The 25,043-nt window shown below is 32.2% G+C and carries 15 protein-coding genes, 7 tRNA genes and 2 rRNA genes; 21 read left to right on the forward strand and 3 right to left on the reverse strand.

The annotated features are described in order from the left end of the window. Nucleotides 1–20 precede the first annotated feature (20 nt). From EXC46_RS00725 to EXC46_RS00770, 9 genes are all read left to right on the forward strand, one after another. Nucleotides 21–830 (forward strand): TIGR00282 family metallophosphoesterase, encoded by an 810-nt coding sequence (locus tag EXC46_RS00725; RefSeq protein ID WP_027333639.1) that lies wholly within the window; start codon nucleotides 21–23, stop codon nucleotides 828–830. Between the two features lie 151 nt (nucleotides 831–981). Then, nucleotides 982–3,129, forward strand: coding sequence for a P68 family surface lipoprotein (locus EXC46_RS00730; RefSeq protein WP_129622109.1), 2,148 nt, complete (start codon nucleotides 982–984; stop codon nucleotides 3,127–3,129). A 2-nt stretch (nucleotides 3,130–3,131) separates the two neighbouring features. Beyond that, entirely contained in the window at nucleotides 3,132–4,328 is a 1,197-nt protein-coding gene (locus EXC46_RS00735) for a hypothetical protein (protein ID WP_027333641.1), read from the forward strand. A 31-nt stretch (nucleotides 4,329–4,359) separates the two neighbouring features. Continuing rightward, nucleotides 4,360–6,588, forward strand: a complete 2,229-nt coding sequence (locus EXC46_RS03720; protein ID WP_044888898.1) for an ATP-binding cassette domain-containing protein — start codon at nucleotides 4,360–4,362, stop codon at nucleotides 6,586–6,588. Further along, on the forward strand, nucleotides 6,581–7,657 hold the full coding sequence (locus EXC46_RS00750) for a carbohydrate ABC transporter permease (RefSeq protein ID WP_044888899.1): 1,077 nt from the start codon (nucleotides 6,581–6,583) through the stop codon (nucleotides 7,655–7,657). The genes EXC46_RS03720 and EXC46_RS00750 overlap by 8 nt, the downstream gene beginning before the upstream one ends. Continuing rightward, nucleotides 7,629–8,588, forward strand: coding sequence for a carbohydrate ABC transporter permease (locus tag EXC46_RS00755; RefSeq protein ID WP_223211550.1), 960 nt, complete (start codon nucleotides 7,629–7,631; stop codon nucleotides 8,586–8,588). Before EXC46_RS00750 ends, EXC46_RS00755 begins: the two co-directional genes overlap by 29 nt. A gap of 312 nt (nucleotides 8,589–8,900) precedes the next feature. Further along, entirely contained in the window at nucleotides 8,901–9,137 is a 237-nt protein-coding gene (locus EXC46_RS00760) for a hypothetical protein (RefSeq protein WP_027333643.1), read from the forward strand. Between the two features lie 209 nt (nucleotides 9,138–9,346). Then, nucleotides 9,347–10,853: ribosomal RNA gene (locus EXC46_RS00765) — 16S ribosomal RNA — on the forward strand. A gap of 299 nt (nucleotides 10,854–11,152) precedes the next feature. After that, nucleotides 11,153–14,040, forward strand: a 23S ribosomal RNA gene (locus tag EXC46_RS00770). Together the 16S and 23S rRNA genes form the textbook arrangement of a ribosomal RNA operon. Nucleotides 14,041–14,428: 388 nt before the next feature. Here EXC46_RS00770 and EXC46_RS00775 read toward each other — a convergent pair. Together EXC46_RS00775 and EXC46_RS00780 are read right to left on the reverse strand one after the other, a co-directional pair. Then, nucleotides 14,429–14,504: transfer RNA gene (locus EXC46_RS00775), tRNA-Lys, on the reverse strand. A 6-nt stretch (nucleotides 14,505–14,510) separates the two neighbouring features. Then, nucleotides 14,511–14,596: transfer RNA gene (locus tag EXC46_RS00780), tRNA-Leu, on the reverse strand. Nucleotides 14,597–14,759: 163 nt separating this feature from the next. Between EXC46_RS00780 and EXC46_RS00785 the strand changes: the two genes are divergently transcribed. From EXC46_RS00785 to EXC46_RS00840, 12 genes are all read left to right on the forward strand, one after another. Further along, complete coding sequence (locus EXC46_RS00785) at nucleotides 14,760–15,314, forward strand: inorganic diphosphatase (RefSeq protein ID WP_027333575.1); 555 nt, start codon at nucleotides 14,760–14,762, stop codon at nucleotides 15,312–15,314. A gap of 183 nt (nucleotides 15,315–15,497) precedes the next feature. Further along, nucleotides 15,498–15,572 (forward strand) — tRNA-Asn (locus EXC46_RS00790). 5 nt (nucleotides 15,573–15,577) lie between these two features. Continuing rightward, nucleotides 15,578–15,653, forward strand: a tRNA-Glu gene (locus EXC46_RS00795). A gap of 4 nt (nucleotides 15,654–15,657) precedes the next feature. Then, nucleotides 15,658–15,733, forward strand: a tRNA-Val gene (locus EXC46_RS00800). A 3-nt stretch (nucleotides 15,734–15,736) separates the two neighbouring features. Then, nucleotides 15,737–15,812: transfer RNA gene (locus tag EXC46_RS00805), tRNA-Thr, on the forward strand. Nucleotides 15,813–15,849: 37 nt separating this feature from the next. Beyond that, nucleotides 15,850–15,933, forward strand: a tRNA-Leu gene (locus tag EXC46_RS00810). Nucleotides 15,934–16,093: 160 nt separating this feature from the next. Then, nucleotides 16,094–18,313: a ribonuclease R gene (gene rnr, locus EXC46_RS00815; RefSeq protein WP_027333574.1), complete on the forward strand. Its 2,220-nt coding sequence runs from the start codon at nucleotides 16,094–16,096 to the stop codon at nucleotides 18,311–18,313. After that, nucleotides 18,288–19,088 (forward strand): tRNA1(Val) (adenine(37)-N6)-methyltransferase, encoded by an 801-nt coding sequence (locus tag EXC46_RS00820; protein ID WP_027333573.1) that lies wholly within the window; start codon nucleotides 18,288–18,290, stop codon nucleotides 19,086–19,088. The genes rnr and EXC46_RS00820 overlap by 26 nt, the downstream gene beginning before the upstream one ends. Nucleotides 19,089–19,098: 10 nt before the next feature. Beyond that, nucleotides 19,099–20,646, forward strand: coding sequence for a methionine--tRNA ligase (metG, locus tag EXC46_RS00825; protein ID WP_027333572.1), 1,548 nt, complete (start codon nucleotides 19,099–19,101; stop codon nucleotides 20,644–20,646). Nucleotides 20,647–20,664: 18 nt separating this feature from the next. Further along, nucleotides 20,665–20,949, forward strand: coding sequence for a putative quinol monooxygenase (locus EXC46_RS00830; protein ID WP_027333571.1), 285 nt, complete (start codon nucleotides 20,665–20,667; stop codon nucleotides 20,947–20,949). Nucleotides 20,950–21,215: 266 nt separating this feature from the next. Further along, nucleotides 21,216–22,181, forward strand: a complete 966-nt coding sequence (locus tag EXC46_RS00835) for a DHH family phosphoesterase (protein ID WP_027333570.1) — start codon at nucleotides 21,216–21,218, stop codon at nucleotides 22,179–22,181. Further along, complete coding sequence (locus EXC46_RS00840; protein ID WP_027333569.1) at nucleotides 22,181–23,152, forward strand: DHH family phosphoesterase; 972 nt, start codon at nucleotides 22,181–22,183, stop codon at nucleotides 23,150–23,152. The genes EXC46_RS00835 and EXC46_RS00840 overlap by 1 nt, the downstream gene beginning before the upstream one ends. A 36-nt stretch (nucleotides 23,153–23,188) precedes the next feature. Here the strand turns inward: EXC46_RS00840 and EXC46_RS00845 are convergent, their stop codons facing one another. Continuing rightward, a complete protein-coding gene (locus EXC46_RS00845; RefSeq protein WP_044888878.1) occupies nucleotides 23,189–25,036 on the reverse strand; it encodes an ABC transporter ATP-binding protein in 1,848 nt (615 codons plus the stop codon). Nucleotides 25,037–25,043: the final 7 nt, after the last annotated feature.

Genomic DNA, 25,043 nt, shown 5'->3' on the forward strand with positions numbered 1-25,043 from the left:
TATTTTTATATAATTAAAATATGTCTAAAACAAGAATTTTATTTATTGGAGATATCTTTGGTCTCCCTGGTGTCAAAACAGTAGAGAAACTATTACCTGAAATAATTGAAAAACATAAGATTGATTTTGTAATTGCTCAAGGAGAAAATGTCACAGGACGCAAAGGACTTAACTTTGAGGATTATCAAAGATTAATGCAAGCTGGTGTGAATTGTTTAACAATGGGAAATCATGTTTGGGCAAATCAAGATATTTATAATTTCATTGATAGTTCAAATGTAATTAGGCCATATAACATTCAAAATAATTATCCAGGCGTAGGAAGTTTAGTTTTCTTACTTAAAAATAACAAAAAATTAAGAGTAACTTCTCTTTTAGGGTTAACCTTTAATCAATTAATGAAACCTTGAGAACAAGAAGTAGCGAATAATTTCTTTGATGCAATCGACGAATTAATTGAAAAAAACGAAGCTGATTATCATTTTGTTGATTTTCATGGAGAAACAACAAGCGAAAAATACGTTTTTGGACTTTATGTTGATGGAAAAATAGATGCCGTGTGTGGAACGCACACTCATGTTCAAACTAATGATTACAAGATTTTACCAAATGGAACTTGTTTTATAACAGATGCTGGTATGACTGGTCCAGAAAATTCAGCTATTGGTGCGAATTTCGAAGAAGTTTATGAAAAAATGCGTTTTGATAGCAAAAAACCATTCACAGTTAGCCAAAATTCCACTCAATTCAACTCGGTTATCATTGAATTTAACGATGAAAAAAGTCAAAATTCAATCGCTCCTTTAAACTTTGAAAACATTTACATATAGAAGCTCATGAAAATGAGTTTCTTTTTATTTTCACAAATTGTTAAAAATTTTCATATTTTCATTTAGAGAGCACAAAATACGTTCGATTCATTACGGATAATATATAATATACTATGTATTTAAATAATGTAATTAAATTCGAGAGGAAAATATGAAAGCAAAATTCAAAATTTTACTAGCAACAGCTTCTGCTGCACTAGGATTTGCACCAATTTTATCAGGTGCTTGTGCTGGCGGAGCTCAACGTTATGAGCAAAGAAACGATGGGACTATTAACGTTTCAGCAGGATTTTCAAGTACAAACAGACAAGGTCGTGCTTTACAAGCTCTTATCGATTACTATAACAACACTGTTCTTAAAGACGAAAATTCAGGGTATAAAGGTGAATATCCTGTTAAATGAGAAAAAACTTCAGGTTATTCAACATCTGCATTGGTTCAAGGACTTAAAGCTGCAGATAAAACAGGAGCTGTTGGAAACTTAATTTTTAACTATCCAGCTGCTGCTTCACAAATTGCATCTTTCAGAATGCAATTAGACTTTACAGGAATTAATGGTTTAAATACTATTGCTCCACAATTTTTAGAAATTAACAAAAACATTGCAGGTATTGAAAATGGAGAAACTGTTGTTCTTCCAATTTCTAAATCAACATCTGTTTTAACAATAAACTTACCATTATTAGGAAGTGTTTTAACAAGAATGATTGAAAAAGGTGCTACTGTTGATAATACAGAAGCTAGTCCAATTATTCAAAAGGCATTAAAAGCTTGAGAAGCTGCTTCTGAAGGCGAAAAAGCTGTTATTCTTCAAAAATGACCAGTAGAAGCTTTTAACGAAACTACTTGAAATTCAAGTGCAACTTTAAGAAATGGATACACAATTACTGATAATGTGTTTAAAACAACAGATGATTATCTTAAATTTATTGTAATTGTTAGAAGTTTCTTTAAACATGGAAATGGAGGAGTAGATTATATTGCATCAACAGATGCTCTTCCAAACGATTTTTACACAAGAGTTGCTCAAGATGGTAAAAATTTATTCCCTAAAACAAATGCTGCTGGTACAGAAGTCTATGGTGGATTTGACTTTAAATCATATGTAACTGCAGGTACAGAAGAATACAATGAACTCCAAAGTGTATTTAGTAAATTCTTCCAAGTAATTAATCTACATGCACTTCAAGTTGGTGGTGATGGTTCTTATGGATCTACAAGATTCCAAAAACACGAATACTTATTTACAATAGGTTCAAGTGCTGGACTTTCATACAATACAATTAGTAGTAAAGGTGAAACACCATCTGAAATTACTGTTTTAAAAACACAAGAACAAACTCAGCTTGATAAACTTTTAACTGGCGAAGATAAAAAAGTTGTTCAATTCTTTGTTTCTAAAGGTCTTCTCAAAGTTAAAAATTCACAAGACATTGAATCATTAGGTTTCATTGATGGAACTTACACAAATCACGTATACTTATCAGGAATTAATAAAAATGCTGGAAACCACAATGCAAAATCTAAAGGTGCCACACAAGACGAAGTTATTAAATCTGTTGGAGATAAAACTAACTTTGTAATTTTCTTTGCTGACGCTGACAATAACGTTATAACACATGCTAATGGAACTGTTACTCTTAAAAACATTCAATTAAGTGATAAAAGTAAATATGTTGGAACTGTAGATTTCAGAGGAAAAGATAAAGATTTATACATCATTGATTCAGAAGACATTCGTGTATCACTTCAAAGTAACAATACACTTGTAAACCCAGAAGATACATATTCATTAATGGCGCCTCCAAAATCTTCAGCTACAGAATCAAATAACTACTATGTAGGTCAAGGGCCATCTATTATTGGAATTCACGCAAATGATGAAGAAGATAAATCAACAAAAAGATTCCTTGAATGATTCTTAACAGGCACAATTCCTTCTATTCAAATTGCTGTTTCAGATACAAAAAATGAAACTTATCAAAATATGTCACCTTTTGATATTTTCAATAAACACGGAAATTACTTATCTACTACAAAGACATTCTTTGCTCAACCATATGGAAATTATGCTAAAGCAGGAACAATTGAACATGAAATGTTTGAAGCTTTCAAATCGATTACATCAGATCCTACACACAACTTTTTAGTTGAAGATCCTGGAACACCAAACGCTGACATTGTAAGAAAAAACATAACAGCTGCAGCTAAAGCTATTGTAAACAGAGTCGATAACAAAGGTGGACAAAAATTCGAAGATGAATTAAAAACTTTTGTTAAAGCTATTAAAGTTGATTAATAATGAATAAATTAATTAAAAAATACAGAAAAATCCTTGCTCTATCAGCAAGTGTTTTTCTTATACCTGCAACATCTTTAGTTATTGCTACAAAATGTACATCTGAAAATAATAGTGATAAAAATCAAGATAAAGAATCAAAATCAATGTTATTAAATGATCAATATTTTGAAAGTATAGATGCATTTTTTTCCAAAAATATTACATATAGTGTTTTCGATCCTTGAACATCAAAAGAAACAGAAGTTACAAAAACTTTTTGAGAATTTTATAAAGCTGTTGATGCAACTATTTCGCATGTTATTGATGGTGATACAGTAAAAGTTACATTTGAAAGTATTGAAAAAGCTAACGAGCAAGCTGGTAAATCTAATGCTTTTAGCACTCAAGAACTTAATATTCGTATTCCTTTTATTGACACTCCGGAAGCATATGTTATAACAGAATTTGTTTTAGCAGAAAATAGAAAACAAGAAGAGAAACCTCAAGCAGAAATTGATCAAATTTTCAAAAATTTAGAAAACGAAATTGCACAAGCAAAAAGTAGTGGAGATAACAATACGGCTCAACAAAAAACAGCAAAATTAAATGATTTAAGAAATAAACTTGAAATTAATAGAGTTGAACGTTCTTTATCGCATTTTGATACAGAATACGCTAGAAAACTTTTACCTGTTGGAAAGAAAGTTAAATTAATTTCAGATAACTGAGCAGATAAATCATATGAAAGAAGTGTTGCCCACATTCTTTTCCAAGATGAAACAACAAATCAATGAAAATTATTCTCATTAGAGATGCTTAAAAATGGTTATACCTTACCAAGATTAACAAATACAGAAGTTTCAAACTATAAAAAACAAACAGAACTTGATTCTGAACAAGAAAATAGCGACTCTTTTGGTGCACTTGTAATGCCTTATATTGTCAATGCATTTAATTATGGAATCAAACAACAAAAAGGATTTTATTCACAAGAAGTTTTTGAATCAATTAAATCTAAATATCCAAATTCTATTTCTTCTAGAATTTCTACCCCTCTTGAATTATCGAAATTTTACGGAGAACATGGTAACATCTATTCAGATTCAAAAGATTTCTTAATGCTTCCTGACGAATCTGAATTTAGATCTTTAAAAACAAATAGTAATTTTTACAAGATAAACGGTATATTTAAAATTAGTCAAATTAAATTCTCTTAATTTTGAATTTTTATCCTAATGAAAGGAAAATATGGAAAATAAAAATAAAAAACATTTATCAACCCCAGCTATTGAAATCAAAAACCTAGTAATTGATTTTGGTACATCTGTTGCTGTTGATAATGTTTCATTTAAAATTAATCAAGGTGAACTTGTTACACTTTTAGGACCTAGTGGTAGTGGTAAAACTACTACTCTTAATGCTATTTCAGGACTTTTAAAACCAAGTAGCGGTAAAATCTACTTTAGTGGAATTGATGTTACAAAATATTCTCCTCAACAAAGAGAACTTGGATTAGTGTTTCAAAACTATGCATTATATCCACACATGAATGTTTTTGATAACATTGCATTCCCACTTTATAATGACCAACACTGACAAGACACTTATAAATTAAATTATGACAAAGCAAACAAAACTATTTTAGTTTTAATTGCTAAACATTTTAATATTGATCCAGAAATTATTAACAATGTAGAAAAAAGTTTTGAAATTAGAAATACACTTAAAGAACAAAACCGTGTTGCTCTTTTAAATTTAAAAACTAGAAGAGAAGATATTTATCAAAACCAAGCTAATTTAGTTGAAATTGCAGAATCAAAAGCTGCTGCAGATAAAAACTTTATTGTTAAAGATTCATTAGAGTCTTACAAAAAAGCAAAGATGTTTAATGAAAAAACTCTTGCACAAAAACACATTAAATCTGAAATTGAACCTTTAGTAATTAAAGAAGAAATTACAAATATTTATAAAAATAAACAAGAAGAAATTTCATCTCTTTTAGTTGAATTTAATTACACACTTAACGATATTTTACAAAGAGAAAAAAATCTTTTATTTGCTCTTAAAGAGACACCAATTCTTACATTAGAATCATTACCAAAAATTGAAAATGACGATATCGTTCAACAATACAAACACGAAGTTGAATTTTGTGAAAATGTTGCAAAATTACCAGTTGCAAAATTTTTCAAAACTGTTGTTCACTTAGACTTTATTCAAAAAGAATATTTAAATAATTTAGATGAATACATTAAAAAAGCTTACAAAATTAGAGATGACCTTTTTGTTAAGCTTGAAGAATATAAATCTAAAGTTTATGAAAAAAACGTTGGTTTTTCTCCAAAAGAAATTGTTTATGGTTACGAAATTAGCTTATTAAACAAAATCAACGAAGCTCTATACAAAAACTTCTTTAGTTATGTAAAAAGCAAACACAATAAAATTCTTAAAAACTTAGATATTCAATTAAGTTTTATGAAAAAACTTGCTAAAAATCATAAAATCAATGAAATTATCTCTACTTCAGAAAAACAAATGAAGTCAGAGAATAAGTTAAATGAAAATAATTTTAGAAAAGCTCAAAAAGAACTTGCTGATTTAATTTTTGCTAGCGCTCAAGTTTCTTACAACAAAATGAACGTAAGCAAAAAACTTAACGAGATCATTCTTACATTACCAATTGAATTACAAAAAGAAATTAAAGATTTATCAAAAGATATGATTTCAATGAAAGAAGCTATTGCAAGAGATGTTTTAGAAGTTGCAGAACGTGTTGATATTACTAAAAATTTAGCTAAAAAACCTACACAACTTAGTGGTGGACAACAACAACGTGTTGCTATTGCTCGTGCTCTTGTTAAAAAACCAAAAATCTTATTATTAGACGAACCGCTTTCAAACCTTGATGCAAAACTTAGAATTTCAACAAGAAAATGAATTAGAGAGTTACAACAAGAAAGCAAAATCACTACAGTGTTCGTTACTCACGACCAAGAAGAAGCTATGTCAATTAGTGACAAAGTTATTTGTATGTCAATGGCACAAGTTCAACAAATGGGAACACCAATGGAACTTTATAGAGAACCTGCTAACGAATTCGTGGCTAAATTCTTAGGTATGCCAGAAATGTCTGTTTTTGATGCTGTTGTTGCAAATGAACAACTTGTTATTAACGGGAAAGAAGTTATGCCACTTCCAAAAATGACAAACAAACCAATTAGAGTTGGTATCCGTGGAGAAAACCTTGTTGAAACAAGTGCAAAAGAAGCGCTTTTCAAAGGTAAAATTAAAAACGTTGAGTATTTAGGAAAAGAAATTCAAGCACAAATTGTTTTTGAAGAACCTAACATCATTGCTAACGTTTTCTTAAATAAAAAAGACGAATACTCTGTAGGAGATGAAATCTACATGAGTATTGCTAAAGTATCAAGACTTCACTTATTCGATAAAGAAACAACAGAAAGAATTTATGTTTAATTTATCTACATTTTGTTTTAAATTTAGACAATATTTTAGATCTAAATTCTCTGTAGCAAAAAAACAATCAAGTTTAAGAATTATTGATGCTAAAGCACCTTTTTGAAAACCTTTTTTACTTTTAACTCCTTCTATTTTAATTATTTTACTTTTCACAATTATCCCTTTCATTTTAACTATTATTACTGCTTTTGAATCTAAAGTAGGATTCCACAACGAAACAGTTTGAACAAGCGACAACTTTAGAAAAATTTTAGATCCAAGCGAAAGAGCTGGTCAACAATTTTATATAGCTGTTAGAAACTCATTTGTTTACTCAATTGCAGCTTTACCTATTTCGTTATGTATTTCAATATTAATTGCTTCGTCCATTTTCCATATTGTAAATAAATATTTAAGAGGAGCTGCACAAACAATTTTCTTCCTTCCTTATGTAACTAATGCTATTGCTGTTGGTCTTACTTTCTACTACCTTTTTGGTGGAACAGAAACTCAAGACAGAGGATTGATCAATATGATTTTTGGAAGTAAAATTCCTTGATTAAAATCTGGTGAAATGGGATCGTGATTACCATTTGTTGTTATTCTTGTTCGTGGAGTTTGAGGAAACTTAGCTTTCCAAATCTTAATCTTAACATCTGCTATGTTAGGTGTTAATAAACAATTATACAAATCTGCTGCGATTGATGGAGCTTACAAATCAAAACAATTCTTCTTTGTAACGTTGCCTTCAATTCAAAAAACTATTTCATTTTTAATCACAGTTGGTCTTATTGGTGGTATTAAGGTATTCCCACTTGCTATTTTCAATAACCAAGCAAAAGACGCTATTAATAATGGTGGTGGTTCCTTAATGTTACTTATTTACTACTACATTACAGACCAAGGTAACTTCTATATGGCTGGAGCTCTTTCGGTTTATTTAGTTGTTATCGGTATTGTAGTCTCATTTACATTACGTAAACTTATTGCTTCAATTTTCACAATCGCAAACAAGAAAGGAGAAAGATATGTTTACAACAAAATTGCTAATAAAGCAAATGTTTCTGAAACAAAATTTAAAATCTAAACAAGAAAAAGTATCAAACCCAGTTGAAACAACAAAAATTGTTAGCAAACTTTTACTTTTATTCTTTAAATTAGTTGTTATTTTGTTTTTTGGAGCAATCGTTCTTTTCCCTTTCTATTTCATGATTACAAACTCACTTTTTAGTAATGATCTTTCATTAGATAAAAGTGAAATTCACTTAATACCAAGAGAAATTGATACAAACAAAATTTCTTTCCACTGAGAAAACTATGCTAAAGCATTTCAAGAAGGATATGGTAAAGCTTTACTATATACTTCTTTAATTACAGCAATTAGTATTGCAGGTAAAATTTTCTTTTCAATGACTTTTGGTTATGCTTTCAGTTTAAAACAATGAAAACTTAAAAATGCAATGTGATTCTTCTTTTTATCGTTACTTGTTTTACCTGAATTAGCATTGCTTTGACAACAATATATTATCGTTTCAAAATTAGAGTGAAAAGATAAAGCTGACATGTTTAGAATGTTAATTACATTAACTATTCCATTTGTTGCTTCTGTTTTTTCAGGATTTATGTTCCGTAATGCTTTTGAGGCAATTAATGATAGTGTTAAAGAATCGGCTAAAATTGATGGAGCAAGTGAATTAAAATTCTTTGTTAAAATTGCTATCCCAATGATTAAACCCACAATTTGAACTGTTGCCATCTTAACTGCCTTTGCATCATGAAACAGTTACTTATGACCTTCAACAGTTTATGATGGTAAAGCTGATGCGCCACTTTTATCGATTTGACTTTTCTCAACAGGAAAAGATAACGAAACAGGAAGTGAAGCATCTAGAGTTTTCACAAACATCAGAATGGCCGGGGCAATATTAGTTCTCCTTCCTCTTATTGTTGTGTATGCAGTAATTAGAAAAAGAATTATGAACGCAATTTCAAGACAAGGTGTTGCAACAAAAGGATAGTTATGTTTTGATTTTATTTTAAAAAATACTTTCTAACTAATTTCATTAAATTTTCAAAAATTATTTTAATTACTGTTGCTTTACTTGTTTTTATTGTGTTTATCATAATGGTATTAATGGGTTTAGGAAAACTTCCATTTGTTCTATCTTAATTTTTAAATTACAAAATAGTTCACATTTTGAAATGTGGACTTTTTTTATATAATATATTTATTAGAGATAAATAAAATAAAACTTTAAAAATTAAATAAAAAAATAAAAAATTTGTTATTATTATTTAATAAAATTACAAATTTTAAGGAGAGAATAATTATGACAGCAGAAGTGCAAGAATTAGAACAAGAAAAAGATATTGAACAATCTTCAAACAAAAAAAGAAAAATTTGAATCGCTTTACTTGTAGTATTGATCATCGTTTTACTTGTTTTAATATGTGTAGAAATTGCTTACATCGCTGACTTTTATAGATTTAAAGATTCAGGACAAGATGGACTTTTATGAACGGTTGCGCAAAGACAAAACGGTCTTTTTGGTGAACTTATAAAATAAATAATTTATATGATAAATATCTTCTTTTGATGGGGATATTTTTTTCTTCTTTATTACTGAAAACTAAATGTTGCTGTTTATATATTTTTAAGTTAAAAAAATAAAAAAATTATTTTGGTTTTTCAAAAAAGTGACGTATAATAATTAAGCAAACATTTTAAAACAAAAGTTCTTTGAAAACTAGATATATACAATACATGACAGTCAATTTTTTCGAGAGTTTGATCCTGGCTCAGGATGAACGCTGGCTGTGTGCCTAATACATGCATGTCGAGCGGAGTTCTTCGGAACTTAGCGGCGAATGGGTGAGTAACACGTACTTAACGTGCCTTCTAGATTGGAATAACGCTGAGAAATTAGCGCTAATGCCGGATACTTATATGGTTCGCATGAACTATATATAAAAGGAGCTTTAAAGCTTCACTAGAAGATCGGGGTGCGTAACATTAGCTAGTTGGTAAGGTAATGGCTTACCAAGGCGATGATGTTTAGCGGGGTTGAGAGACTGATCCGCCACACTGGGACTGAGATACGGCCCAGACTCCTACGGGAGGCAGCAGTAGGGAATTTTCCACAATGGGCGAAAGCCTGATGGAGCGACACAGCGTGCAGGATGAAGGCCTTCGGGTTGTAAACTGCTGTTATAAGGGAAGAAAAAATCGTGGAGGAAATGCCATGATCTTGACGGTACCTTGTCAGAAAGCAACGGCTAACTATGTGCCAGCAGCCGCGGTAATACATAGGTTGCAAGCGTTATCCGGAATTATTGGGCGTAAAGCGTCTGTAGGTTGTGTGTTAAGTCTGACGTCAAAACTTGGGGCTCAACCCCAAATCGCGTTGGATACTGGCATACTAGAATTGTGTAGAGGTTAGCGGAATTCCTAGTGAAGCGGTGAAATGCGTAGATATTAGGAAGAACACCAACATGGCGAAGGCAGCTAACTGGGCACATATTGACACTGAGAGACGAAAGCGTGGGGAGCAAACAGGATTAGATACCCTGGTAGTCCACGCCGTAAACGATGATGATTAGCTGATGGGAACCATCGGCGCAGCTAACGCATTAAATCATCCGCCTGAGTAGTATGCACGCAAGTGTGAAACTTAAAGGAATTGACGGGGATCCGCACAAGCGGTGGAGCATGTGGTTTAATTTGAAGATACGCGTAGAACCTTACCCACTCTTGACATCTTCCGCAAAGCTATAGAGATATAGTCGAGGTTAACGGAATGACAGATGGTGCATGGTTGTCGTCAGCTCGTGTCGTGAGATGTTCGGTTAAGTCCTGCAACGAGCGCAACCCTTGTCCTTAGTTAGATGATCTAAGGAGACTGCCCGAGTAATTGGGAGGAAGGTGGGGACGACGTCAAATCATCATGCCTCTTACGAGTGGGGCAACACACGTGCTACAATGGACGGTACAAAGAGAAGCAAGACGGCGACGTGGAGCAAATCTCAAAAAACCGTTCTCAGTTCGGATTGTAGTCTGCAACTCGACTACATGAAGTCGGAATCGCTAGTAATCGTAGATCAGCTACGCTACGGTGAATACGTTCTCGGGTCTTGTACACACCGCCCGTCAAACCATGGGAGCTGGTAATGCCCGAAGTCGGTTTTGTTAACTACGGAAACAACCGCCTAAGGCAGGACTGGTGACTGGGGTTAAGTCGTAACAAGGTATCCCTACGAGAACGTGGGGATGGATTACCTCCTTTCTACGGAGTACATTACCTATATTAATAGGATACTTAAGACTATTTTTATTAAAATTATTTGTTACAATGACACATGTACTATGTTAATAGTCCATAGATATATCTAGTTTTGAGAGAACTTTCTCTCTAATTGTTCTTTGAAAACTGAATAGTAAAGATATTACAACGACATCAAATAAAATAAATAAATTAAATTGGTTAATTTGTTTTGATTGATACCGAGTAATTATTATTAAATATAATAATTTATTGAAATGTCTTTGAATATACATCAACAATAGGTCATATATTGTTACAACTTTTAAATAAGTAAGAGTTTGTGGTGGATGCCTTGGGTCTGGAAGTCGATGAAGGACGTGATTACCTGCGATAAGCCTCGTGGAGCTGGATATAAGCTACGAAGCGGGGATTTCCGAATGGGGAAACCTAACTAGAGTAATTTCTAGTTGCTATGTAATGAATAAAATAGTTGCATTTGCGAGACACGTTGTGAACTGAAACATCTTAGTAGCAACAGGAAGAGAAAATAAATAATGATTCCATTAGTAGCGGCGAGCGAACGTGGAAGAGCCCAAACCGACATAAGTCGGGGTTGTAGGACTATCTACACGAAGTTACAAATCTTTGTTATAGCAGAATTAGTTGGGAAACTAAAGCATAGAGGGTGAAACTCCCGTACGCGAAATAGCAAAGACTTCTGATAGTATCCTGAGTAGGGCGGGGCACGTGAAACCCTGTCTGAATCTGCCGGGACCATCCGGTAAGGCTAAATACTAACCAGACACCGATAGCGAACTAGTACCGTGAGGGAAAGGTGAAAAGAACCCCGGGAGGGGAGTGAAATAGAATCTGAAACCGCTTACTTACAATTAGTCAGAGCTCGTTAATGAGTGATGGCGTACATCTTGCAGTATGGACCGGCGAGTTATGTTAACATGCGAGGTTAAGTGGAGAAAAACGGAGCCGTAGAGAAATCGAGTCTTAATAGGGCGTTTAGTATGTTGATATATACCCGAAACCATGTGATCTATCCATGAGCAGGCTGAAGCTTGGTTAACCCCAAGTGGAGGGCCGAACCGTAGTACGCTGAAAAGTGCCCGGATGACTTGTGGATAGTGGAGAAATTCCAATCGAACTTGGAGATAGCTGGTTCTCCTCGAAATAGCTTTAGGGCTAGCGTCTGATGTTAAACTTTGGTGGTAGAGCACTGAATATGGAATGGCCGCGCCTAGCGGTACTGACTATAATCAAACTCCGAATACCATTGTGTATTATCAGGCAGTCGGAACCGGGGTGCTAACGTCCCGGCTCGCGAGGGCAACAACCCAGATCGTCAGCTAAGGTCCCAAAATCATGTTAAGTCAGAAAGGTTGTGTGATTTCATAAACAACTAGGAGGTTGGCTTAGAAGCAGCCACCCTTTAAAGAGTGCGTAATAGCTCACTAGTCAAGAGATCATGCGCCAATAATGTAACGGGAGTAAAACATGATACCGAAGCTACGGGTGTGAAAACACGTTAGAGGAGCGTTCTAAGTGCGGCGAAGCCAGACCGTGAGGACTGGTGGAGCGCTTAGAAGTGAGAATGCCGGTATGAGTAACGATTTGTGGTGAGAATCCACAACGCCTATTGGGGAAGGTTTCCTGGGCAAGGTTCGTCCACCCAGGGTTAGTCAGGACCTAAGGAGAGGCTGAAAAGCGTATCCGATGGACAACAGGTTAATATTCCTGTACTACCTATTACTAGTGATGGAGTGACGGAGAAGGATAGCATTACCCATTAATGGATTTGGGGGTAAGTAGCGACTGGTGAGTATAGTTAAATGCGTACTCTATAACCGGAATCTACGATGCATAGGAACTTCGGTTCCGAATTATGTGATTTCATGCTTCCAAGAAAAGCTTCTAAACGTTAAAGTAACTGGTACCTGTACCGAGAACGGACACACGTCCCCAAGATGAGTATTCTAAGGCGCGCGAGAAAACCATCGTTAAGGAACTCTGCAAAATGACCCCGTAAGTTCGCGAGAAGGGGAGCCAACTTCTAGTTGGCCACAGTAAATTGTGAGGGGCAACTGTTTATCAAAAACACAGCTCTCTGCTAAACCGCAAGGTGATGTATAGGGGGTGAAGCCTGCCCAGTGCCCGAAGGTTAAGCGGATGCGTTAGCTTTATGCGAAGCGTTGAAGTGAAGCCCGGGTGAACGGCGGCCGTAACTATAACGGTCCTAAGGTAGCGAAATTCCTTGTCGGCTAAATACTGACCTGCACGAAAGGCGCAATGATCTCTCAACTGTCTCAACGATGGACTCGGTGAAATTATGGTCCCAGTGAAAACGCTGGGTACCCGCATCAAGACGAAAAGACCCCATGGAGCTTTACTACAACTTCGTATTGGAACTTGGCCTAACATGTGTAGGATAGGTGGGAGACTTTGAAGTTAAGGCGCTAGCCTTAATGGAGTCGTCCTTGAAATACCACCCTTGGTATGTTGAGTTTCTAACCTGCCGCCGTTATCCGGTGGGGGGACAGTGCGTGGTGGGTAGTTTGACTGGGGCGGTCGCCTCCTAAAAGGTAACGGAGGCGTTCAAAGGTACACTCAATACGGTCAGAAACCGTATGTAGAGCGCAAAGGTAGAAGTGTGCTTGACTGCGAGACCTACAAGTCGAGCAGGTGCGAAAGCAGGACTTAGTGATCCGGCTGTACGTCATGGAACGGCAGTCGCTCAACGGATAAAAGTTACCCTGGGGATAACAGGCTTATCTTGCCCAAGAGATCACATCGACGGCAAGGTTTGGCACCTCGATGTCGGCTCATCGCATCCTGGAGCTGGAGTCGGTTCCAAGGGTTTGGCTGTTCGCCAATTAAAGCGGTACGCGAGCTGGGTTCAGAACGTCGTGAGACAGTTCGGTCCCTATCTGATGTGGGCGTTGGAATATTGATGAGAGCTGCTCTTAGTACGAGAGGACCGGAGTGGACGTACCGCTGGTGTTCCAGTTGTTCCGCCAGGAGCATAGCTGGGTAGCTAAGTACGGAAAGGATAACCGCTGAAAGCATCTAAGTGGGAAGCCTCCTCAGAGATAAGTATTCCCTTGAAATTCCTTGTAGACGACAAGGTTGATAGGATGGAAGTGTAAGTGTAGTAATACATTCAGCTGACCATTACTAATAAATTGATAGGTTTAAAAGTTAAGATGTTTATTCAAGACATTTTAATGAATTATTATTTACTATTCAGTTTTGAAAAAGCAATGCCCAAACGGGCTTTTTTTTATTTTCTTTTTTAATAAGAATTATTTTAGTTATAACTACATCAATGCAGCATTAAAATTAAAATAGCTAATAAATTTCGCTCTTATTATTGAATTAAATAACTAAAAAATGATACTTTAAAATATTATTACTTAACTCACTACAATACTATAATATTCATTTAAACAACTTATTAAATCAATTGAAATAGATGAAACAAAGATACAATTTCCTAGTTGTTTTTCAAATTAGATTACATCAAACAAATTAAATAGTAAAAGTATAAAAAAAATAACTCTTGCGAGTTATTCTGGCCATTTCTGAAATGGTACGTCCTAGAGGATTCGAACCTCTGACCCAATGGTTAAAAGCCATTTGCTCTACCTGCTGAGCTAAGGACGCACATTATGGTGCCCAGGACTGGACTTGAACCAGCACGGTATTGCTACCGAGGGATTTTAAGTCCCTTGCGTCTACCATTCCGCCACCTGGGCTTTTTTGTTTGCTTAATAATTATAATACAATTTATCAAAAAAACAAAAATATTTTTTATTTTTTTATATGCATTAATTACACTATTTTTTTAGTGCTTAATTATTTTAACACATATTATTAAATATGCATCTTATTTTCTTTGTTTTTTGATATCATTAATTTATGAAAAATATTGTTACAGTAAAAATTGAAATTCAAAAAGATTCAAAAATTAAATATGAATATAATAGAAAAACTAAAGAAATTGAAGTTGATAGAATTTTAAGAGGAGACTTTAAATATCCATGTAATTACGGGTTTATTCCAAATGCATTAGATTGAGATGGAGATGAACTTGATGTTTTACTTTATTCTGAAGAAACTTTTATTCCTGGCGTTGTTTTAAATGCTAGAATAATTGGTGCAATGAAAATGATTGATGATGGTGAAACAGACACAAAACTTATTGCTGTCCATGCAGATGATTATAGACTTGATCACATTAATAGCATCAATGATTTACCTGAACCATTCTTAAGAACAGTTGAAACATTCTTTAGTACATATAAAAATTGAAAAAGACCAGGCATTACATCAGTTGGTGGGTTTGAAAACACTGAATGAGCATTAGCTGAATATGAAGAGTGTGTTGAACTTATGAATAAATATGGTGAAATGGATAAAAAAGACTTTATCAAAAAAATGCAAGAATTACACCCAGAAAAGTACGTTGCTTAATTTCTTTATAGTCGCTTTAATTCAAAGCGGCTTTTTTAATAAAAAAATATTTTTTTGCTTTGTTTTATTTTTTCTTTGTTATAATAATTAAGCAAGTTGAAGCAATTAAAGCTGAGATAAAAAAATAAAAAATTATTATTGACTTTTTTTAAAAAAGTATATAATAATATCACAAGTAAATTTGCCGATTTAGCTCAGCGGTAGAGCAGCTGGCTGTTAACCAGTTGGTCGTTGGTTCAATCCCAATAATCGGCGCCATTTATGGTCTGTTGGTGAAGCGGTTAACACACATGGTTTTCATCCATGCATGCACGGGTTCGATCCCCGTACAGACTGCCATTTTGGAAGATTAGCTCAGTTGGGAGAGCATCGCCCTTACAAGGCGGAGGTCGTGGGTTCGAGCCCCTCATCTTCCACCATTAGCCGTCTTAGCTCAGTTGGTAGAGCAACTGACTTGTAATCAGTAGGTCGTAGGTTCGAGTCCTATAGACGGCACCATTAAGCATTAAGCTTTTTTTTTATTTTTGAAATGTTTGCGCGGGTGGTGAAATTGGCAGACACGCTAGATTTAGGCTCTAGTGCCTTCGGCATAAGGGTTCGAGTCCCTTCTCGCGCACCATATCTTTTTTAAGACCGAAACTACCGCGAAGGTAGTTTTTATTTTGTAAAATTAAGAAATAAGTATAATCTACAAATTTATTTTAAAATACATTAAAATTTATATACAAAAATATTTATCACTTTATATAAATGTCCACACTGAAAGGAAGAAAATATCAATGAATAAAGAAAAAATTTATGAGTATATTCAAAAATTTGAATCGTGCTCATTCTTAGATATAGCAAAACATTTTAGAATTTCTGTACGTAATAATAAAGATTTAACTAATGTGTTATCTCAACTTTTAAAAGAATACAAGATTTTCAAAAACAACAAGGATCAATACTATGCTCCAATTCTCAAAGAAAGCATTACAGGTGTTTTAAACGTGTCAGCAAAAGGAGCTTTTGGTTTTGTTGATTATGACATTGATGAAGAAAACAAAACAAAGAAAAGCGTCTTTGTTAAGAACTTTAATTTTAATGGAGCAATTAATGGAGATACTGTTTATGTTAATGTTTATGTGAATCCAAAAAGCAAACAACAAGATTTAACACATGGAGTTGTAACTCAAATTATTGAAAGAGGAAATGACGAAATAGTTGGTTTTATCAAACAAAAAAATCAAAATACATATTTTGTTCCTGTTGATGAACGTTATAAAACTATTCAATATAAAATTTTTCAATCAGTAGTTCCAACCAAATTAAATGATTTAGTTGTCGCTAAAATACTAAAATATGAAGATAAAATTATTTTAATTAGTATCGATCGTGTAATTACAAACGAAGCAGACCCAATGGTTTTTGTTAAGTCTTATTTAGAGCAAATTAAAGCTCCAACAGATTTTCCAGAGATTTTAAATAATGAAATTAATGTAATTCCTTCAACGATTCAAAATGAAAATATTCAAAACAGAAAAGATCTTCGTAACGAGATGATTGTAACAATCGACGGGGATGATACTAAAGATTTTGATGATGCTATCACAGTATCAAAATTACCAAACGGAAACTATTTTTTAGGTGTCTATATTGCAGATGTTTCATATTATGTTCAAGAAGGTACAGAAATTGATCAGGAAGCTTTAAATAGAGGAACTAGTATTTATTTAGTTGATCGTGTAATTCCGATGCTTCCAGTGGAACTTTCAAATGGTATTTGTTCATTGAATCCAAATGAAGATCGTTTTGTTTTAGGTTGTGAAATGGAAATCGATTTAAATGGTAATACAGTTAAAACTGAAGTTTTTGAAGGTATTATTAATTCAAAATTCAGACTCACATATAAACAAGTTGATAAATATTTTGAAACAGGACAAATCAACGAAACACATAGTGACAAACAAGAACTTTCGAAACTTAAAAATATGCTTAATGAGGCAAGAGAATTAAGTTTAATTTTACATAATTACAAAATTAAAGAGGGTTATGTAGATTTTGAAATCGATGAACCTAAAATTAAACTTAATGATGATGGTTCAGTTAAAGAAATTATTATTAATAAACGTGGTTTTTCAGAAGTTTTAATTGAAGATTTTATGGTTCGTGCTAATGAAACTGTAGCTAAATATTTATATGATAATAAACTACCAGTTCTTTATAGAGTTCATGAGAAACCTGATGCCGATAAATTAGAAAATTTAAAAAACTCATTAAGTGTAATTGGATTATCAATGGGTGATTTAAATTATAAAAATATTACCCCACAAAAATTTAGTGAATTAGTTGAATATGTCAAAGCAAACCGTAATGATGACTTTGTGAAATTACTTTTTTTAAGAACAATGCAAAAAGCAATTTATTCTCCAGATAATATTAAGCATTTTGGGTTAGCAAGTGATTTTTATTGCCATTTTACTAGTCCTATCCGTAGATACCCGGATCTTATCATTCACCGTATTATTAGAAACTTTATTCTTAATAAAAATTTAGACAAATTAGAAGAATTCAGTAATAAATTACCAATTTTTGGTGATTTAAACACTAAAAGCGAACAAAAAGCAGTTCAAATTGAACGAAATGTGAATGATCTCAAATTTGCCGAATATCTTAAAAATCAAGTAGGAAAAACCTTTAAAGCACAAATTCTTAGTATTTTAAACTTTGGTTTCTTTATCGAGTTTGACTTTAAAGCAAGCGGTTTAGTTCATCGTGCTAATCTTTTTGATGGTGAATATCAGCCAAATGAGAATTTAACTAAATTTATTTCTGAAAAAAGAACTTTTACTTTAGGAGACTTTGTTGAAGTTGTTGTTATTGGTGTGGATTTAGTTGAAGGAAAAGTTGATTGTGTTTTACTTGATCAATACGAAAGCTATTTAGCTAATTTAGAAAAAATCAATAACCAAAAGAAAACTTTTGAAAAATCAAATGACAGAAAACAATTCAAAAAATAATTCATTTTTAGTTAAAAATTCTCTTGGTTTTGATTCAGATTTATATGTTTATCAAGATAAAACAATGTTTAATTATTCTGTTGATACAATTTTACTTGGTAATTTTATCTATTTAAATTCTAAAATGAAACGAGCATTAGAAATAGGTGCAAATAATGGTGCTTTAAGTATCTTTGTGGCATCTAGATTGCAAACGCTTTCAATTGATGCATTGGAAATTCAAGAAAAAGCCGCTAAATTAGCAATTGAAAATATTAAAATGAATAATTTAGACTCTCAAATTAATGTGATTTGCGATGATTTTAATAATTTTTGAAAAGCACATACCAAAAAAGCTTTACCCAAATACGAAATAATTTTTGCTAATCCTCCATTTTATCCTTTTGATAAAACTAAAGTCAAAAAAGATATTTCCAAAGAAAAGTTAATTGCTACTCATGAAATACATCTTAATTTGGAACAATTAATTTTCGGGGCATCAAAAATTATCGAACAAAAAGGATTTTTATCACTTGTTCTTCCGGTTGAAAGAATGGTTGATGCTTTTGAACTTTTACGTAAATACCATTTTGAGCCAAAAAGAATTCAACAAATTTTAACTCGAGCCAAAGAAAAGCCTAAATTTGTTTTAATTGAAGCTCGTTACCGTTCAGGGTGAGGGACTCATTTTTTACCTAACTTATATCTTCATGACAATAATGATATTGAAAATCATGATTACTTACCAGAAATTAAACAACTCTATAAACCTTTAAAAATTGAATCTAAAAAATAAAGGAGCAAAAATGAAAAAATTTTATATCACAACGCCGATTTATTATGCAAGCGGAAACTTACACATAGGGCATTTATACACAACAACATTAGCATGAACACTTGCTAATTACAAAAAAATGTCTGGTTATAAAGTTCTTTTTCTAACAGGAAGCGATGAGCATGGTCAAAAAATTCAACAAAAAGCAGAAGCAAGCAATCAGACACCACAAGAATTTGTAGACGCTCTTTGCCTTAAATATAAAAAAATGTGAGTAGATTTTGGAATTGAATATGATATTTATTCGCGTACAACCAATGAACACCACAAAGAATCTGTAAAACATATTTTTTCTTACTTCTTAAAAAACGATTTTATTTATAAGGACAAATATCAAGGTCTTTATTCAGTTAGTGATGAAGAATTTTTAACTGAATCACAAGCAGTTAAAAGGGATGGAAAATTTTATCATCCAACAAGTGACCATGAATTAGTTTTAGTTTCTGAAGAAAGCTATTTTTTCAATATGAAAAAATTTGAAGGTTGATTAATTAACTACATTGAAACTCATACAGATTTTGTTCGTCCAGCAAAAATTGTTAAAGAAATGATGAGTAACTTTCTTGGTAAAGGTTTAGAAGATTTATCAGTTACACGTACGAATGTACAGTGAGGGATTAAAATTGATGAAGATTTCAAACATACTCTTTATGTTTGATTAGATGCGCTTTGCAACTATATTACAGCTTTAGGTTATGATGTAAATCTTAAAACACAACCAGAATTATTTAATGAATTTTGATTAGATCCAAATACAGAAATAGTGCATCTTTTAGGGAAAGAAATTGCAAGATTTCATATGATCTATTGACCTATTTTTCTTAAAGCACTGAATTTAAGAATGCCAAATCACATTCAATCACACGGATGAATTGTAACGCCAACAGGAAAAATGTCTAAATCTAAAAATAATGTGGTTGATCCATATGATTTATTGTCTAGATATCATCCTGAAATGATTAAATATTACCTAGCTTCGCAAATTATTTTAGGTGAAGATGGTTTATTTGGTGAAGAAAGATTTGTAGAAGTAATTAATTCTGATCTTGTTAATAATTTTGGTAATTTAGTATCTCGTAGTTTAAAAATGAAATCAAATTCTTTTGCAGAACCACTCAAATATAAAGTGAGTTCTTTCGATCTTGATCTTGAAATTGAACACAAAATCAAATCATCATTAAATGAATTTAAACTTTATTTAGATGCATTCCAAATTGACAAAGGACTTAAAGTTGCGATTAATCTATCAAGTGAACTTAATAAGTATATTGATTTAACTCAACCATGAACATTAAAAGAAGATTTAGATCGACTTGAGGCCATTTTAGTCCGTTTATTAAATGGAATTTATGCAGTTACAACATACCTAAATATTGTTATGCCGCAAAAAATGGAAGAAGTGAGAAATGCGCTTGGAATTTCGAAAATTTCACTTGATTTAATTGATAATTTCGAAAAATTTGATAACATTAATCAGGCGGCTTCTTTTATGTTGTTCGGAAGACTTGGTAAAAAATAAAAAAGGAGGTTTTTATACATGATTTTTGTAAGAGCAACAAAATATGTTATTAACCCAGAAAAAGCAAAACCATTTTTAGATTATTTATTAGTTTTAACTAAAAAAACTCGCATGCTTGAAATGAACTTATCGTTTGAATATGGTATGCCTGCTGAAAATGAAGTTGTTTTATTAGAAAGATGATCAAGTCACAAAGATTATCAAAATTATATTTCAAACAAGGAATTTGCAGTAGAAATTCAAACTCTTTCAGAAATGGCAAGTAAAACACTAGTTTTATATGAATTTACTACAATTAAATAATTTCTTTATGATCTAGCCTTCAATTTGTATTGAAGGTTTTTTATTTTTTAGTTAATAAATTCTAATATGAAAAATGACAAGCTAGAAATTATAAAACTTCATAACCTAAAAGTGATAAGGACAATTTATAGTAAAATAATAATAAGTAACTTTTAACAATAAAATTTCTTTAACAGTTAATTTTAGATAGCTATACAAAACTTTTGAAAAATAAGTTTTTTATTTTTTATCAAGAAATTAATTTTTAAGGAAAATGAAAGGAAATAATGCAAATAGGAAACTCAAAAGTGGCTATTGATGCAATTGAAAAATATGACTCAATAGTTATTTTTCACCACGTTAGACCTGATGGAGACTGTCTTGGTTCACAAGCAGGTCTTGCGGAATTAATTAGAACAAATTACCCAAACAAAAAAGTTTATACAGTAGGAGATAATACTCACGTTTTTGACTTTATGGATTATAAATTCAACTCGTATGATGAGATTGATTTTAACAATTCGTTAGCTATTGTTGTTGATGCTTCGAGCGGAAACAGAATTGAATGTGCAGATTTACTTTACGAAAAAAGAACAACTGCTCGTTTAAGAATCGATCACCATCCAAATGGTGCTGATATTGAATATGAGTACAACTGGATTGATGAACACTACGTTGCAGCTGCAGAAATGATTGCGCAATTAGCTTATGATGCAAATTGAACAGTAACTAATAAAGCTGCTTCACATATTTATTTAGGTATTAACACCGATAGTGGAAGATTTTTATATCCAGATACTTCTGCTCGCACACATAAACTTGTGGCATTTTTAATGGAACAAGGTGCATTTCACCCACAAGATATCTTAAGAGAACTTTCAAAAAGAACTTTCAAGGAAATTAAGTTTGTTGGAAAAATCTTGAGTGAATTTAAAAAAGAAGGAAGAGTACTTTACTACGAAATTACAAATGAAATTTTAGAAGAGTATGGTATGAATTCACTTGAAGCTGCTCTTTTTGTTAATGAATTAGCAAACATTGAAGATAACTCTTGTTGAGCACTTTTTGTACAACTTGAAGATGGAACAGTTAGAGGAAGACTTAGATCAAATGGTCCACTTGTAAATTTAGTTGCTAATAAATACAGTGGTGGTGGACACGATAATGCTGCCGGAATTACTTTACCTTCATGAGATTTAGTTCCAAGTGTTCTTGCAGATTTAAATGAAGCTATTAAAGAGTGAGAAAAATAATGCAAATTGGTAGTTTAGAATTAGTTACAAAAGAACTTTTAAAGTATGATTCGATAGTTATTTTTCACCACATTAGACCTGATGGAGATTGCCTTGGTTCACAATTTGGACTCAAGAAACTTTTAGAAGATAATTTTCCAAACAAAAAAGTGTATGCAATTGGAGATGCTAAAGGTTCATTTCCTTTTCTTAATCTTCAAATGAACGAAATACCAAGTGATGAAATACTTGCTAATTCACTAGGTGTTGTGGTTGACGCTAACTTTAAAGAAAGAATTGAATGCAGAGAAGTTTTAGACAAAAATATCTTTAAAAAAGTAATTAGAATTGACCACCATCCTAATGAAGATGATCTTGGAGATGAGTGTGTTAGATGAGTTGATAGTAGTTATTCAGCAGCTGATGAAATGATTACTGAAATAGCAGTTACAAACCAATGAAAAATCACACCAGAAGCAGCTAATTTGTTATATCTAGGAATTAACACTGACAGTGGTAGATTTTTATTCAACAACACTAAATCTCGTACTTTAAGATTAGCTGCAGAACTATATGATGCAGGATTAGATACTGATTTTGTACACCAAAATCTAGCTAGAGTAAGCTTGGACGATTTAAAATATTCTTCTTGATTATTAAGTACACTTAAAACACGTGATGGAGTTGCTTATATCCAAAACAGCTTGACAGATACATTAAAAATGGGAAAAACACCACAAACTTCAGTTCGTGTAAATTCAATTGCAAACATTGAAGGTCATCCAATTTGAGTTCAATTTACAGAAGAAGAGGACGGAAGAATTCGTGTTGAATTTCGTTCAAATGGACCAATTGTGCGTAATGTAGCTGTTAAATGAGGCGGAGGTGGACACGAAAGAGCTTCTGGAGCGATTTTAACTTCATTTGCCGATGTAGAAGCAGTAATTGACGATTGTGCCGCAGAAATTAAACGCTATAATACAGAAAAGTAGCAAAAAAAAGATCTCTAAATAGGGATCTTTTTTCTTTTAAAATTGCGATGTAAATAAATCGTAATAGAAACCTTGTTTGTCAAGAAGCTCTTGATGAGTACCTTGTTCGATAATATAACCATTATCAACAACGATAATTAAATCTGCTTTTTGAATTGTACTTAATCTATGAGCGATCACAAAAGAAGTTTTATCTTTCATTAAGTGCAACATTGCTTTTTGAACAATTTTTTCTGTATTTGAGTCAATGTTGCTTGTTGCTTCATCTAAAATTAAGATTGCTTTATTTTGCAAGATGGCTCTAGTTAGTGCAAGGAGTTGTTTTTGACCTTGCGAGATATTAGCTCCATTATTTTCGATCATTGTATGATAACCATTAGCTGTGCTCATAATAAAGTGATGGGCTTCAGTGAGCTTTGCAGCATTTATAATTTCTTCTTCAGTTGCTTTTGGATTTGCTAATTTTAAGTTTTCAAGAATTGTTTGATTAAATAAAAACGAATCTTGAAGCACAATTGTTAAATTATCTCGTAAATCGCTAGTTTTAATATTTTTAAGTTCCATACCATCGATTTTAATGTTTCCTAATTGGTAATCATAATATTTACTTAATAAACTAATAATTGTAGTTTTACCAGCTCCTGTTGGCCCAACAATCGCAACTGTTTGACCTTTTTTAACTTGAAATGTAGCGTTTTTTAGTTGGTAATCTCTGCTTTCTGGTAAATATTTAAAATAAACATTTTTAAAGCTAATATTACCATCTAAAGTCTTTGTAAGTTCAATTGTTTCATTAGATTTATCAGGTAATTTAATATCTAATAATTTAAATAAACGAGCACTTGAAGCTATTCCAACTTGTAAACTAAAACTACTATTAAGTAAACTTTGAAATGGTCCAATGTAATTTCAACAAAGCGAAATAAACATAACAATTAAAGATGCGTTAGCTTTACCATTTTCAGCACCAAAAAAGTCAATTCCTAAAATTGGTCAATTTTGAACATAAAAGAGTGCAGCAATAAAACAAATCATTAAAATTGCTAGGTTTGAGACAAGACCATATCAAGTTTCAAAACTTTTAGCAATCACGTCACCACCATAAGCTTCATTTCTAATTTTTTTTGTAATTTTTTGAAGGTTTTGATAAACAAATTCTTGCTGATTAAAAGCTTTAGTAACTTGAGTGTTTGATAACATCTCTTCGACAAATGCATTTAGTTCGCCGAATGAATTTTGTACCTTAATAAAATATGGTTGTGATTTTTTCATTAAGAGAGCAATTAAACCAAATAAAATTAATGTAACTGGAATAATTATCAAACTTAAAGATGATGAAATTAAAAACATAACAATCACAGAAATTAAGATCGAAAAGACTGCAGTTCCTACTTGTGACAGCATTTGGAAAAGAGAGTTTGCAACATTATTAACGTCAACTATTAATGTTGAAATTAAATCACCAGCTTTATTTTTATCATAAAAACCAATTGGTAATTTATGAAGTTTTTCGATAATTTCATTTCTTAACCTTGCTCCTGCGTTAAATGATACTTGTGTATATAAATAATTTTCAAGGTATCTAAATAGACCATAAATCAAAAAGCTAGCTGTTAGTAAAACTACATGAATAGCAAATCCTACTTTATTAAAAGGTTGACCATGAATTGCGGGCTCAAAAAAGTTTTTAACAATATAACCAATAAGAAAACTACCTACGATATAGAAAATTGAATTTAATAAACTGAAAACAACTCCACCAATGAATTTTTTCTTTTCTGAAAATAAATATTTACATAATGTTTTGAAAATTTGAAAATTATTTTTTGCAACTTCTGGTTTATTGAGTTCTTTTGAAATCTCTCTTGTTTCTAAATTGTCCATTTTTACC

This window comes from Mycoplasmopsis glycophila (assembly GCF_900660605.1).
In the GTDB taxonomy this organism is placed as follows: Bacteria; Bacillota_I; Bacilli_A; order Mycoplasmatales; family Metamycoplasmataceae; genus Mycoplasmopsis; species Mycoplasmopsis glycophila.